This window comes from Aminobacter sp. 01T433, assembly GCF_056398585.1.
The window spans coordinates 43,254-56,634 of the sequence record NZ_JBFTPR010000023.1; the positions used below are offsets into that span (position 1 = coordinate 43,254).

A 13,381-nucleotide genomic window follows, 5' to 3' on the forward strand; every position below is an offset into this window, starting at 1 on the left:
TTGAAAATGCGAAAGATCTTTCTCGCATGCCCCTACGGGCATGCAGACAGCACAGTCGTGGAGCAGCGGTTCCAGCTTTCGAACGCAGTGGCCGCCCGCATCGTACGGGGCGGCGCCACAGTCTTCAGCCAGGTGTCGATGTCCCATCCGATCAACGGACACCTCGCCGACCTCGACAAGGCAGGGATCGGCAAGCTCTGGGGTCCGGTCGACGCCGTTTTCATGGAGGCGATGGATGAACTGATCGTTATCGACGCCCCCGGCTGGAAGGAAAGCTCCGGGGTGGCGCGCGAGATCGACTTCTTCAAGGCACGGAACCGCCGCGTCAGCCTCTGGAGCGAGGCCGAGGGCGATTTTCCCGCATGACATGACAGCACACCAAACTGAACTAGGAGGGGAACCATGAGCAAGACCACTGCGGGACGGCCCGGACCGTCGTCCCATCATTCTAGCCAGCACGACACTCTGAAACGAGAGGTCACGGCCTTTCAATCCTTTGCCGTCGCCTTCGGCTTCGTCTCGATCGCGACCGGCATTTTCACCGCCTACGGAGCCATGCTTTCAACCTCCGGGCCGATGGGTATCTGGACCTGGCCGGTGGTCGTCGTCGGCCAGTTGATGGTCGCCCTCATCCTGGGTTCGCTCGCCGCGCGCATTCCGGTTACCGGCTATGTCTACCAGTGGACGTCGCGCATCTCCAATCCGGTCTTCGGATGGATCATGGGCTGGATCAGCTTCACCTTTCTTGCCATCGTGCTCTGCGCGGTCGACTACACCATCGCCTCCACCGTCCTGCCGGTCCTGTTCGGCTATGAGGGCACGCCCAATAACGCCTGGTGGATCACCAGCCTTGTCATCGTCGCCCAGGCTGTGATGATCGCTTTCTCGACGAAATTCACCCAGCGTTTCAACGCGGTAGCCGTCACTATCCAGCTCGTCGGCATGATCGGGCTCGTGGTGCTGCTGTTTGCCGTCGGCGCAATCAATGACGAGCTGAATTTCGCCAACCTGACGAGCACCGGCACCGTTGGCTCCGAAGGATACTACTCGTTCGGCGATCTCACAAAGGCCGGCCCTTGGATCATGGGCACGCTGCTCGGTGCCTTCACCATCGTCGGCTTCGAATCTGCAGCGAACCTGGCCGAGGAAACGCGCGAACCTGCCCGCGTCGTCCCGAGGGCCATGTGGCAGGCGGTGCTCAGCCTCGGCGTCATCGGCATGCTCTTCCTCATCGCAGTGACTGCCCTTCTCGGCGATCCTACCGCGCTCAGCGCGTCGGCGACGCCGATCGCGGACGTCATCTCTCGCGTGCTTGGCCCCGTCGTCGGTAGCTTCCTGCTGGTGCTGGTGGTCATCTCGATCTTCTCCTGCGGCCTCGTCATCCTTCTCAGCGGCACGCGTCTCGTCTGGGCGATGTCGCGCGACGAGCGCTTCCCGGGATGGCAGCTGTGGCACAAGATCAGCCCGACCCTGCAAACGCCGGTCAATGCGACGATCCTCGTCGCGGTCATCGGCCAGGTCATCCTTGCCCTGTTCTCACAGCAGACCGACGCGTTGTTCTCCCTGTTCTCGGCCGCCACGCTACTTCCGGCAATCATCTATGCGGTGACCGTGCTGATGTATGCGGCCAAGCGCCACCAGCTGCCGCCGAGCCAGGGCTTCACGCTGGGCGCCTGGGAAGTGCCGGTGCTCATCCTGGCCATCGCCTGGCTTGCCTTCGAACTGGCGATCTTCCGCGATGCCTCGTTCGCCAAACCCTGGTCCTACGTCGCCATCATGTTCGCCATCGGCGCGCTCTATCTCGGTTACCTGCTGGTCTCGCGCGGCGGTCCGAGCGGCCTGAAGATGCCCGAGCTGATTGCGATCGACAGCATCCTCGACGCCGATCGCGGAGCCGAACTCGACGCAGCGCCGGCTGAGTAAAACCAATACGGGTCGGCCGCTGCGTCGTTGCATCGGCCGATCCGTTTCCGCTCATGCACGGTCCCGAGCGGATTTCGACTTTGATGACTCTGGCTATGTAGCCGGCCAATCGCGCACGGTCGATTTGCTAGCGCGCAGGCAAACATGCCGACGCGGACGGCGCAGCCGATGTCGATCACTTCCTGCTGAGCGTGAGGCTCCAAATTCGTTACTCTGCGCGCATCTCATGTCAGGCCTCAGCCTGCCGACACGCCTCGTACTTCTATAGCTTCACCCGCATGATGGCCGCGCCATCCCTGAGCTCATCGACCTATCGCGCGTGGCAGGCAAGGATCGCATCTCGGTCGAGAATGACGGAGCCATCCAGCGCCCTGACGTCCAACCCCCCTGGAGATTGTTGTCCAGTATGGATGCATGCGCCACATGCAGGTTGGCGTCCAGCGCGATCGGGGTGCCCTCGGGGGTGGCCCTCGGCGCCGTCATCACGCTGGCGACATTGATCAGGCTGAGCGCTTGATGGTCCGGGCCGGACCGAGGAAGTTCCTGACGAATTTGGGATCGCTTCGGGGCGGTCATACTGCGGCATCTGACCGTCGAGCATGATCGCGACCCGGTCGCACATCTTGATCGCCTCGTCGATGTCGTGCGTGACGATGACGACTGTCTTGCTTTCATAGGATGCGGCGGTTGCACATGGAATATTTAGTCCTGCTTTGGCTCATTCATGGCAACATGGTGATTGCGCGCGCGCTCCAGCTCAACGTGATGCGTTTTACCACTGCGCTTTCCACATATCAGGCCGCGCCAGTCCGCGGCAGCCGAGCAGAATATTCGGCGACGTTGACGCGCCATATTCTGAATGGCGACCCAGATGCTGCGATCGAATGTGTTGCGGCGAATACCGATGCCGTGCAGCGAACACTGCACGCCGAAACTGCCAATGGTGCGATAGACCTCAGGGCAATTCTCGCTGGAACCGACTAAACCGCGGCCAAAATCTGGACGGTCGAAGGTGCCCTTTCCATGCTGATCGCTATTTTCAGTCGATGTATTGCCACGATGAAGCTGCCAGTATGCGGCGAGCTTTTCGCCGCAGAAGGCGATGAGCCATAAGTGAAGTTGATAGCGTCAGCGGTCAACGCTTGATCGCTCCAGCGGTGCAACCTCCGTTGAAGCAGCACCTGGAAGGCAACCTCATCTATTCCGGCGACTCCAACTCTTCCGGCGGTGCCTTCGCCAAAGACCTGGGAGCGATCGCCTGGATGCCGTTGGACGTCGCAGTCAAAGCAGCCCCGACTTCTTTGAAACACTAGCACCTCGCGCGGGCGGTCATCCTTGCACGGATTCGCGACTTCAATTGCCTTAGCCCTCAATCGCGCGGCGTTGCTGGCGGAAATTCCAACCGCCAGCGGCGGATGTAAGATTGAGTGCGTAATAGTTTTTGATTGATTGTCGTCAATTTTCCAATCAGAAGTCTATGCAAATCGTTAATTGCCCCCTAATAGGGCGCGTGCATGTGCGGCGCGCCATGCTGGAAATCTCGTGTCGTAGGTTCAAAGTGACTAGCCTCCATCATTCCCAATGTTCCGCCGACCCAGACGGATCGAATGAACTTCCATTTTCGATCAAGGACCGTGGACCCCATCCACGATCGTCTTTGTCGTCGATTACTAGCTATTGCCAAAAAGCCACACCACCCAGCAATCGTCCATAAACATAGCAGCTCAACCCCTGGCTTACTTGCGTGCACCATAATATCCACGCACGCTAATGTGGCTGTAGGGCGCGGCTCGGAGAATATTCCGTGAAGATCAGATTTCTACCCGCTCCTAATCATTCGCCAGCTCGTGCGGGATTACTCCGCGCAGCTATGTCGACAACATCTCTGATTGCACTCGTTGCGACGGCCCAAGCGCAGGCCATCTCAGTCACCAACGGCTCGACGGTGGCCGTGCCAGGGCCGCTGTTCCCCGCCACGACCTATACCACTTCCGCCCCCTTGGGGCCTGGAACCGGCATATCGGCAACTAACAGCAGCACGGTCAATGCGACGGGCGTCACCATCACCACGAGCGGTGACCAGGCGAGCGGAATTGGGGCCCGCACCGGGGCGACGATTGACTACACTGGCGGCTCGATCACGACATTGGCCACAACGGGCACCGGTACGAGCTCGTCCTATGGTGCGTTTGCAAACGGCGGTACGGCCGGCATCGCTCTGCATGGAACCAGTATCTCGACCGCAGGTATTTCCGCATATGGCGTTTATGGAATTTCCAGCAACCGCGTGCTGGTTGATGCGACGACAGTACTCACGTCAGGCGCGGCTGCTAACGGCATCCAGGCAACCAGTGGCGCTGTCATTACGGTGCAAAATGGCTCGCGCATCGAGACCACGGGCGCCGGCGCAAACGGCATTGCATCACTTGCCGGTTCGACAATCAACGTGAGCGATACGGGAATCATTACCCGCGGGGCAAACGCCGTAGGCATGGTCTCCAGTGCGAATGCTAGCAGTTTGGCACGCATCGCCGCTCGAAATGTGACCGTCGAGACTTTTGGCGACGGTTCAGTCGGCGCTGAGGCCTTCCAATTAGGATCCACACTTACCTTCGATGGCGGGTCGGTCACGACGCATGGTATCGGAGCGGCAGGCGTGTCGGCTCAGGACAATGCCACCTTGAGCGCGACGGGGGTAACGATCTCGACTGCAGGACAGAACGCAGCCGGGGCGTTCGCCTTTGCATCTGGTGCTGTCCCTGGTGTTGTCAACTTGACCAACGGCAGTGTTACCACGTCCGGACCTCAGGCCGTCGGGCTTCGAGCGCAGGGCAACGGCATTATCAATGCCAATGGTACGCCAGTCACCACGAGTGGCGCCTCCGGTCACGGGCTGGAAGCCACGCAAGGAGGCACGATAAATTTCGCCAACCAGACCGTGACAACTACAGGGGCGAGCGCCGCAGGCCTGAACTTCGGGCCCACCCCGGTTGGTGTGGTTAACACCATCAAAGTGACCAACGCGACGGTGAATCCGGCCGGCGATGGTTTGCGGGCAATTACGGGCGTTAACGTCGCGACGCTGACAGGGTCAACACTCAATGCCGGCAGTGGCATTGCCCTGGATTCGGTCAGTCAGGCCAGCACAACGTTCACGGCTGATGCCTCGACGATCAACGGCTCCGCCCAGACCGCCAGTTCAGCCGTTATGAATGTTACACTGCAGAACAACTCGCTGTGGAACATGACAGGCACATCGACGGTAACCACGCTTGTCAACAACGCGAGCCTGATCGGTTATTCGCCACCGACCGGTGACCGGGCGCAGCTGACGAGTTACAAGACGCTGACGACCAATAGCTACGTGGGCATTGGCGGGCGTATTGGGCTCAATACTTATCTGGGAACGGACGGCGCTGCCTCCGACCGGCTTGTCATCAATGGCGGCACGGCAACCGGCGACACTACGCTAATCATCAGGAACACCGCTGGACCGGGCGCCTTGACCCTTTCCGACGGCATCAAGGTTGTCGATGCCATCAACGGCGCGACCACTGCCAATGGATCGTTTGCCCTCCAGGGTGAGTTTGTTACCGCGGACGGCCAACAAGCGGTGGTCGGCGGCGCCTTTGCCTATACGCTGCATCATAATGGCGTCGTCGATCCAGCCGACAGCGACTGGTACCTGCGCTCGTCGCTGAGGCCGGTCCCGCCCACGCCGCCTGGCCCAACGCCTCCTGACCCGACCCCACCTAATCCGCCCGTTCCTCCGCAGCCGCGTTATCAGCCCGGCGTGCCACTCTATGAGGTCTATCCGCAGCATCTGCTGGCACTCAACACCGTGCCGACGCTGCAGCAGCGGGTCGGCAACCGCTACTGGACCGAGCCGGCACCCGAGACGGTGTTCTGCAAGGACGCTTCGCAGAATTTCCAATGTCCGGTCACAGGCGAACAAGCGCAATATTATGCCGGCGCCGATGGCCACCAGGCACTGATCGAGGACCAGCGGGCGATCTGGGGCCGCATCGAGGGTAGCCACGCTAGCATCGAACCGGCGGTCAGCAACTCCGGCACCGACTACGACACCAATGTGTGGAGGCTGCAGGCCGGCCTCGACGGGCTGCTGCACCAGGCCGAGGACGGCTCGAAGCTGATCGGTGGCATCACCGTGCATTTCGGCCAGGCCTCGAGCAACGTCACCTCGTTCTTTGGCGATGGCGACATCAACACCAATGGCTATGGCTTCGGCGGCACGCTGACCTGGTATGACCAGAACGGCTTTTATGTCGACGGCCAGGCCCAGCTGACCTGGTTCAACAGCGACCTGACCTCAAAGGCGCGTGATCTGGAGACGCCGACGCTTGTCGACGGCAATGGCGGCTTTGGTTATGCGCTGTCGCTCGAAACCGGCAAGAAGATCGACCTCAACGAGACCTGGACGCTGACCCCACAGGCCCAGCTTGTCTACGCCAATGTCGACTTCTCCAGCTTCACCGATGTCTTCGGCTCCAACATCTCACTCGGCAGCGGCGACTCCCTGCTTGGCCGGCTCGGCATCTCCGCCGACCATGACCAGAACTGGAAAGACGACGAAGGCAAGACCCGGCGCCGCCATCTCTACGGCATCGCCAATCTCTACTACCAGTTCCTCGACGCCACCCGGGTCGACGTTTCGGGCGTAAGCTTCGAGAGCCGGCCGGACAGGGCTTGGACTTGGCGGCGACTACAATTGGAACGACGACAAGTACGCAGTCTTTGGCGAGGTCTCGGTCAACAGTTCGCTGGAAAACTTCGGCGACAGCTACGCCCTTGCCGGTACCGCCGGCTTCAGGGTGAAGTGGTAGGGAAAGAGAAAGGCCTGCCGGGAGGGGGTTGCGGCAGGCCCCATGCTAGAGGGTGTGCTTGAGGGGACGAGCAGAGGCACTGGCAACACGCCAAGAATGCAAAAAACCCCGCAACTCACAGGGTGGTGACGGGGCTCTTGAATGGTCAAGCTTAAGGACGCGGGACTTGGTACATTTCCGCCAAGCCATGGTCGCGCAGCAAGGTTAATCGCCGGTAAATCTACGTCGGCGGCGGCCTGCCAAAGCTCAGGTTTCGGCAGGCCGCCTAACAGCCTGACCCCTGTCAAAAGAACAAGCCGCTTGTTCGCAGCATACCCGTTGTAATGAGGAAATTAAAAGGCCCGCCGGGAGGGGTCACGGCAGGCCTCGCCTGGAGCACTTATGGGGTTCTGGACGCACTCCAGACACCACAAACCACGTAGTGTCCGAATGGTTCCGAAAAGATGGACTATTGGCGTACGTGCAAGCTCACTTGTGACGTAGAGTTGTAGATGTGCATCCCAACCGCACCCATGGCAGGATGCTTGCGGGCAGACGGTCTGTGATCTCTGCCTAGGCCGGTGCACCCAGGCAACCCCCGCATCAAATGCACCGGCCGCCAAAGGCCTAAAAATGCAGGCGAACGGCAAAAGCAGAACATCGTCTGCGGGGTTGGAAACCTTCTCCCCGTGCAGGATGGCAAAGCCAGAAATCTGTTTGAGGATATCTCGGTGACATGGATTGCGGTTGCCGGCGCCCCGCGCTCGACAATCTTCGCGCAATGCGCACGCAGATCGTCGGGCGTGATTTCGGTGAGCAGGCGGTTTCGCCAGATCGGCAACAGATCACGCTCGAAGATTGAGCGGCGCATCGAGCGTGTGCTCTCCGCCATAGGGGGCGTCAGTTCGCTGCGGCAGCAGCCGACCGTTTGAAAACGATAGTTACCCTGGTTCCCTGCGTGGCACTTGAGTTGACGTCGAATTCCGCCTTGGCGTTCTCAGTCAGCGAGTGCGCAATCAGCGCCCCCAGCTTACCATGCTTGGGCCAGCTCTCGCCTTCAGGCAGCCCGATCCCGTCGTCCGCAACGATGATCCTGCAACCATCGCCGTCGACGAAGCTGTGTAGGGTTATTGTGCCACCGTCACGGCCGCGGAAAGCATGTTTGAGCGCATTGGTCAGCAGCTCGTTTACCACCAACCCTGTCGGCATGGCGACGTTGATCGAGACCGGATAGGTATCCACCTTCATGTCGAGTCGAATACCCTCGACTGCATGCGAGGTCATCACCGCTGACGCGATCTGGCTGAGATAGACGCCTAGATCGACCTCATCCTTCTGCTCGTCAGCTGACAGCGTCTGGTAGAGGATGGCGAGGGCGTCGACGCGACCGGCGAGCCTCTCGAAGCGCTTCTGGTCCGGCTCGGTGGCATTTCGGGTTTCCAGACGAATTAGCGCGGTGATCATCTGCAAATTGTTCTTCACACGATGCTGCAACTCCCGCAACAGCATGTCCTTTTCGCGCATGCGCTCCTCGACTGGGCGCGGATCCGCAGTCTCGCCATGAGCCGACACGTCAACAAGCGCCACCAGCCGAAAGCAGATCTTGCCGTTGTCGTCCTCAATAAGATTGGAATAGACGTCGACAAGCGCCTGCTTATCCGCGTCGCACTCAAGCCGGAAGGTGCCGACGAAATCGGTTTCCTCGATCACGGCCTCGGCCAGGGGGCGGTCCTTTTGCTGGTGGAGGCCAACGCCGGAAAGTGCGGACCAGTTTTGCCGCGTAAGGCCGGACGCCGTCAGGCCCGAGAGTTTTTCAAATTCCGGATTGGCATAGACAACGCGCTCCTTCGCCTTCAGGTCTGAGACCGCTATGGCAATCGGCACTTGGTCGAGGAATTTCTTGAATTGTTCGCTTTCCAGCGCATTGGCAAGGTCAGGTGTATCGAGCAGTTGCTCCACAGCCTCGGCTTTATCTGCATCGGATGTCATCTTCGGCCCCTGTGCTGGAAATGGGCGACATCAATACCAGCGATACGTTACTCCCGCTATTGCCAAAGCAAAAGGCGGCAAGGCCCCCGCTCAAGGATTAGGAGTCTTTGTGTCGCGGAGCGGCAGGACCATTGTGAAATGCAGGCCCTCACGGTCGTAATTCAGTTCGACTTTTCCGTCGTATTGCCGGACAATCGTGGAAGAGGTACGCCGGATCGCCCAAATCCAGCGGCCCCAGAGCGTGTTCTTTATAGGTATAGGTCGTCCGTTTCGTCCCGATGCCACTGCGCGCTAGAAGAACCGACTGAAAAGGAACTTCCCACCGGTGGCTCACACGCTGATTTGGTGCGGCAAACGGGAGAAAGCAGGAAGGTATCGTCGCGGTGGAGGTGAGGAAGGACGACGACGGAACGGTTGTATTCAGCCAAGCTGGCACCAACTAATTCGTTCGGTCCATAGACTGGTTGAGAAGAAGAGTTTCGGCCACCGATCTTCACTATCCGCTATTGACCGGCTTCCCTCTATCTGTCGGCCGCTCTAGCGGAAGGCCGAACGCATGGGCATACGCCGTGCCCGAATCGCGGATGTCGGCAGACGGACGATCGAGGTCTTCGGCCGCGACCGCGACGGCGACCGCATCTACGCGTCACCTTCGGCCGCTCGCCGAGCTGCCCGGTGTTGAGCTAGTCGAGCTCTTGCAGCGGGAGTATGACGCACCAGGCCGCGCTTGACTCAGCCGCGTTCCCCTTCGGCAGGGCTTAGGTCAGCGCAAGCCACCACCAAGGAGCGCACTCCATGCCTAACCTGAAGATTATGATTGCCTTCGTTGCCGCGATTGCCGCCTTCCCCGTCGCCTCCAACGAGCCGCCCACTCAGCAAAAGACGTGGCAGTCAATGGATACCGCATTGGGACCGGACCAGACTAAGCCGTAATCGCAGATACGAACTCTGATGAGTTACAAGAGTTGCAAGCTCTCATCGGCGACTCATGCCAGGCATTGTTGACGCTTCCGGCGGCTGGGCTGAATCCCACGCATGTCTTGGCGGCTGGGGTTACGTCTGATGGTGTCTTGACGTTGGTCGTCCAACAAACCGCCTAGTTAGGGGCGGGTTGCCCGCTGGCAATCGCCACGTCCGCACGGAACGGAACGATCGCGCGCCGCGCGTTTCAACTATCCTGCTGGTTGAAAAGAGGCCGGCAATGTTAACAATCATGGCCTTGGCCGCCACGGCGAGCCTTTATCTGATCTTTGCGCTCGTCGGGCAAACTTGGTGCTCTTTGCGTCGTGGCGCAATGTATGACGGCGTTAAATCTGGGATTGCGGGATTTATCTTGATTGCGTGCCTTGTCACCGTCATCGCAATCGCGTGGACAGAGAGCTGCGGATTTGACTGCACCGGTGCGGTCGTCGCGTGGGAGTAGCGGTTCTTGCGCTTTGCGACCCGCTTGACGGAATGCACACGCTAACCGCGAACTCAATTGCCTAGAGCGGGAGGTCCGTTCGCCTCCTCAGGAGGATGGATCGATTTTGGCGGTCGTGCGTTTTAGTCGCCTCTAAATTGGAGGCCAAAATGCCAGACGACCCGATGAAAACCAAGGAAGACAGAAGGCTCGTATCCCAGCAGGATTATGAGATCGAAGAGTTCGCGCATAAATATGACCTCTCGCGAGGTGAAGCCGCAGCTTTGATACGGCGCTACGGACCATCTCGAGGCAAGCTTGACGCCATTATTGCTCAGCGCCTCTATGGGTAATGACGCCGTTCGTGCCGCCGTGCATCCCGACGCTGGTTGACAAGCCGCCAGAGCGGCGGCCTCAATCGGGGCCGGCAACAAAGAAGCGGTGCCGGTCCAGCCGGTCTTACGCGTCATGGTGAAGTACTTGCGCGGCGAGGACAAGCTGCGGCATGCGACCGTGACGGAAGTGCTGATCCCTTGAGCGCAGAAACGGCCTGCCTAGCAAGGTTCGACAGGCCGCTTCCAGCACAGATTTGGTTGCATCATCATCACTGCGCACCAACAGGTTGCCAGGGAGTCAAAAGGCCTGCCGGGAGGGGTCACGGCAGGCCTTGCCTGGAGCGCGCATGTGGGGGGTCGGGACACACTCCAGACATCACAAACCACGAAGTGCCAGATTGTTCCTAGCGTCGGCTTGATATTCATTTGTCTGTCCGCAGTTGCGAGGAGTACAATTCGCCATCGACGGTAACTTTCGCGGGCATCGTCGACTGAAAGCGCCAATGCTTCCGCCCAGTTGTGAGGAAGTGATGGTCGCTCCCATTTCTGCGTTCGACTTTGACGTCATCCGGTCCGTGATGGAGAAATTCGCTTCCACCGGCACTACGGACCCGGACGATCTGCGCCAATTAGCTCGGACCATCGCGGAAGACTACTGTCCGGGCGAGGTCTATTCGGATGAAATGATCGATGTGCTGGTGAGCGCGGCGCTTGCCTCTAGGGACGAATCTGACCCAACCGAGTGATAATCTGCTCTGTTTGGTGCTGCGCAACTGACAGTAGTGTATCAACCTCATCAAACAGGCGTCTGTTGGTCATGTGCGCTATGCTCCGCCGCAGGGTTCGAAGCTCCCGGCGGAGCGTTTCGGCATCGGCGAGTTCATCGACAAGCATCGACGGAGCCTTACTGTGGACAGGCTGCGTTTGATGTGATTGGAAGTCACATCGAACGGGCATCCCCATAACCGAATCATGCGGTCTCCGTTCCCGCCTACCAGGCCAATGCCGGATCACTCGGAGTTAACAGCGCGAACTCCACCATTGACGAGATGCATAAAAGGCCTGCCGGGAGGTCACCGGCAGGCCGATAGGCGTGTCGGAGGGGAGCACGCCTCACGGACAGCAAAGACCAGCATTTGCGGCATGCTGGTCTGGCCCAGACGGGCGCAGCTGAAAGGTTAAGACCACGCCCTTTCTGCTCCGCTCACCAAAACGTCGGCCGTTCAAATCAGGTTCCCACAAAACAGAAAAATAGCCCCGACACCTTTCGGCAGGTAGTGCGGCGATGTGATTGTTGCCGCCACCAAAACAAAATTAGAAGCAGGGTAATATTTGGCTTTGCGTTTCCACGGCTCATTAACGTGGGTGGCACATGCTGATGCCATCCGGGTCATCGCCCCACAGCCTGCGACCCGGATCGCGCGCCCGGCTCAAGGTCGGCGGCAATTTCCCTGCTTGCCGATTGGCAAGGCCGGGCGCGTTGCCTTGCAAATGCCTGAGGATTCCGATCGCCCGACACATCTCAACGGGCTGCCAAAATGGGCATCGTCAATCCATTGATCTAGTTGCTTGCCGCGCGACGGGAGAGCAACATTGCTTTCGGGCTGATGGGGTAGAGCGCCGGCGCGACGCCTTACATCCGACAAGAGAGCATTGCGACGGTACCCCATCCGCCCCAAGCACACAAATGCCGTGCGCGATGCAATTGCCTGCTTGGAGCAAATATCCAAGCAGGCAATTGTCTGGCGGCTACCGGAACGCAAGAAAGCCCCGCCACCTTGCGGCAGCGGGGTTTTGATCACGAGAAATTTGGATCCAGAATGATCACATCGCCGAGCCGACTGTCACTGCGGTGACCTTGGTTGCATCGTCGTCAGCCACAGTGATGGAGATTTTCTTGCCAACCGCGAGCTCTGGGGGCAACGCGATATCTGCAGGAACGGTATAGGATTTGCCGTCTTCAAGGGTGATAACGCGAGTATCTTGCTTGAACTCCTTGACGACGCCGTCAACCGAAGCTGCCCATGCCGCGCCACTCATGAATGCAACAGTACCGAGGGCGAGAATGAGTTTCCTCATTGTCTTTCTCCTTGGATCAGTCCCTTCGCCTAGCAAACGGGTAACGGGGGCGAATGGTTGCACAGAAAGTGCCGAGCGGTTTTCATGCGCGTCAATCGCCAAATCTGGCGATAGCGAAGCAGTCAGCTCTACGGCAGTCTTCTCCCAAAAAGAGATCGCCATGGCTCAATGGTTTGTGACTTAGCAGGAGACGAACGTGCCACCGGCAAGCTGTGTTCGACATAGATGCCCTATGTCTCTGGGTGCAGTGGATTCCGAACGACTTGGCCCCCTGCGTGCCCGACTGGTTCACGCTCGACGATTTCGGCTCGGCCCGCGCCAATGGCTTCACAAAAGAGCGCGCGAAAGCCTGGCCCTCTTGTTCATCACCTCAATATTTCGACGCTGGCAAAGCAACCAGAGCGGGCCGAGAATACAAAAAAACCCGGCACTCGTTGGGTGGTGACGGATATTCTCACGATGCGACAGCTTTGATCCAGCATCATTCGCTGACCACACACCGCAGCGCTTTGGCACCTCGATCGACGAAAGCTGGAACCCCTACCCTGAGTGCCGCAGCTATAGCGTCCGAGCTTGAAACGTCGCTGAGGAACGCCGCGGCCTGCGACCAGGGGCCATCCTCCAAGGGCGCTCTATCCAGGAAGGTCGAGTGAACCAATTTTGTCTGCCCGGCAGCGCGCCGCTGTGAGATCTGATCAAGAGCATCTGTCAGCCACTGGGCATCGAATCGTAGGGTTTTGAGACTCTCCACCGTGACCTTGCCGCCGGACGCGAGCTTCATCTCGGCTTCCGATAAAACCGCCAAGACCGCACGTGCTCGAGTCAAGATC

General features: G+C 59.3%; 11 protein-coding genes and 1 pseudogene. 8 read left to right on the forward strand and 4 right to left on the reverse strand.

All coding sequences use genetic code 11. The features are described 5' to 3' along the window. The first annotated feature begins 6 nt into the window (after nucleotides 1–6). From AC1DLV_RS27010 to AC1DLV_RS27025, 4 genes are all read left to right on the forward strand, one after another. Nucleotides 7–366, forward strand: coding sequence for a DUF1937 family protein (locus AC1DLV_RS27010; RefSeq protein WP_476803117.1), 360 nt, complete (start codon nucleotides 7–9; stop codon nucleotides 364–366). Between the two features lie 36 nt (nucleotides 367–402). Beyond that, entirely contained in the window at nucleotides 403–1,923 is a 1,521-nt protein-coding gene (locus AC1DLV_RS27015) for an amino acid permease (protein WP_476803118.1), read from the forward strand. Between the two features lie 687 nt (nucleotides 1,924–2,610). Next, nucleotides 2,611–2,907, forward strand: a complete 297-nt coding sequence (locus tag AC1DLV_RS27020) for a hypothetical protein (RefSeq protein ID WP_476803119.1) — start codon at nucleotides 2,611–2,613, stop codon at nucleotides 2,905–2,907. Between the two features lie 886 nt (nucleotides 2,908–3,793). After that, on the forward strand, nucleotides 3,794–6,829 hold the full coding sequence (locus AC1DLV_RS27025; RefSeq protein WP_476803120.1) for an autotransporter family protein: 3,036 nt from the start codon (nucleotides 3,794–3,796) through the stop codon (nucleotides 6,827–6,829). A 573-nt stretch (nucleotides 6,830–7,402) separates the two neighbouring features. Here the strand turns inward: AC1DLV_RS27025 and AC1DLV_RS27030 are convergent. Both AC1DLV_RS27030 and AC1DLV_RS27035 read right to left on the reverse strand, forming a co-directional pair. Next, nucleotides 7,403–7,641, reverse strand: a pseudogene (locus tag AC1DLV_RS27030) (phage integrase central domain-containing protein); the annotation flags it as partial. A gap of 5 nt (nucleotides 7,642–7,646) precedes the next feature. Next, entirely contained in the window at nucleotides 7,647–8,735 is a 1,089-nt protein-coding gene (locus AC1DLV_RS27035) for a sensor histidine kinase (protein WP_476803121.1), read from the reverse strand. 795 nt (nucleotides 8,736–9,530) lie between these two features. Between AC1DLV_RS27035 and AC1DLV_RS27040 the strand changes: the two genes are divergently transcribed. The 4 genes from AC1DLV_RS27040 to AC1DLV_RS27055 all read left to right on the forward strand — a co-directional run bounded on the left by AC1DLV_RS27040 (nucleotide 9,531) and on the right by AC1DLV_RS27055 (nucleotide 11,218). Further along, on the forward strand, nucleotides 9,531–9,668 hold the full coding sequence (locus AC1DLV_RS27040; protein WP_476803122.1) for a hypothetical protein: 138 nt from the start codon (nucleotides 9,531–9,533) through the stop codon (nucleotides 9,666–9,668). A gap of 268 nt (nucleotides 9,669–9,936) precedes the next feature. Then, nucleotides 9,937–10,158, forward strand: a complete 222-nt coding sequence (locus AC1DLV_RS27045; RefSeq protein WP_476803123.1) for a hypothetical protein — start codon at nucleotides 9,937–9,939, stop codon at nucleotides 10,156–10,158. 149 nt (nucleotides 10,159–10,307) lie between these two features. Continuing rightward, nucleotides 10,308–10,490 (forward strand): DUF3606 domain-containing protein, encoded by a 183-nt coding sequence (locus AC1DLV_RS27050; protein WP_476803124.1) that lies wholly within the window; start codon nucleotides 10,308–10,310, stop codon nucleotides 10,488–10,490. 512 nt (nucleotides 10,491–11,002) lie between these two features. Beyond that, nucleotides 11,003–11,218 (forward strand): hypothetical protein, encoded by a 216-nt coding sequence (locus AC1DLV_RS27055; protein ID WP_476803125.1) that lies wholly within the window; start codon nucleotides 11,003–11,005, stop codon nucleotides 11,216–11,218. A gap of 1,078 nt (nucleotides 11,219–12,296) precedes the next feature. Here AC1DLV_RS27055 and AC1DLV_RS27060 read toward each other — a convergent pair. Both AC1DLV_RS27060 and AC1DLV_RS27065 read right to left on the reverse strand, forming a co-directional pair. Beyond that, the gene (locus AC1DLV_RS27060) at nucleotides 12,297–12,551 is read right to left on the reverse strand and encodes a DUF1344 domain-containing protein (RefSeq protein ID WP_476803126.1); all 255 of its coding nucleotides are present in this window, start codon (nucleotides 12,549–12,551) and stop codon (nucleotides 12,297–12,299) included. A gap of 481 nt (nucleotides 12,552–13,032) precedes the next feature. Then, nucleotides 13,033–13,332 carry a hypothetical protein gene (locus AC1DLV_RS27065; protein WP_476803127.1) on the reverse strand — a complete coding sequence of 100 codons (300 nt, stop codon included), beginning with the start codon at nucleotides 13,330–13,332 and terminating at the stop codon, nucleotides 13,033–13,035. Nucleotides 13,333–13,381: the final 49 nt, after the last annotated feature.

Bases quoted from the DNA above. Each gene is read 5' to 3' on its own strand.
- AC1DLV_RS27010 (WP_476803117.1), top strand. From the start codon at position 7: ATGCGAAAGATCTTTCTCGCATGCCCCTACGGGCATGCAGACAGCACA.
- AC1DLV_RS27015 (WP_476803118.1), top strand. From the start codon at position 403: ATGAGCAAGACCACTGCGGGACGGCCCGGACCGTCGTCCCATCATTCT.
- AC1DLV_RS27025 (WP_476803120.1), top strand. From the start codon at position 3,794: ATGTCGACAACATCTCTGATTGCACTCGTTGCGACGGCCCAAGCGCAG.
- AC1DLV_RS27035 (WP_476803121.1), bottom strand. From the start codon at position 8,735: ATGACATCCGATGCAGATAAAGCCGAGGCTGTGGAGCAACTGCTCGAT.
- AC1DLV_RS27040 (WP_476803122.1), top strand. From the start codon at position 9,531: ATGCCTAACCTGAAGATTATGATTGCCTTCGTTGCCGCGATTGCCGCC.
- AC1DLV_RS27045 (WP_476803123.1), top strand. From the start codon at position 9,937: ATGTTAACAATCATGGCCTTGGCCGCCACGGCGAGCCTTTATCTGATC.
- AC1DLV_RS27050 (WP_476803124.1), top strand. From the start codon at position 10,308: ATGCCAGACGACCCGATGAAAACCAAGGAAGACAGAAGGCTCGTATCC.
- AC1DLV_RS27055 (WP_476803125.1), top strand. From the start codon at position 11,003: ATGGTCGCTCCCATTTCTGCGTTCGACTTTGACGTCATCCGGTCCGTG.
- AC1DLV_RS27060 (WP_476803126.1), bottom strand. From the start codon at position 12,551: ATGAGGAAACTCATTCTCGCCCTCGGTACTGTTGCATTCATGAGTGGC.
- AC1DLV_RS27065 (WP_476803127.1), bottom strand. From the start codon at position 13,332: ATGAAGCTCGCGTCCGGCGGCAAGGTCACGGTGGAGAGTCTCAAAACC.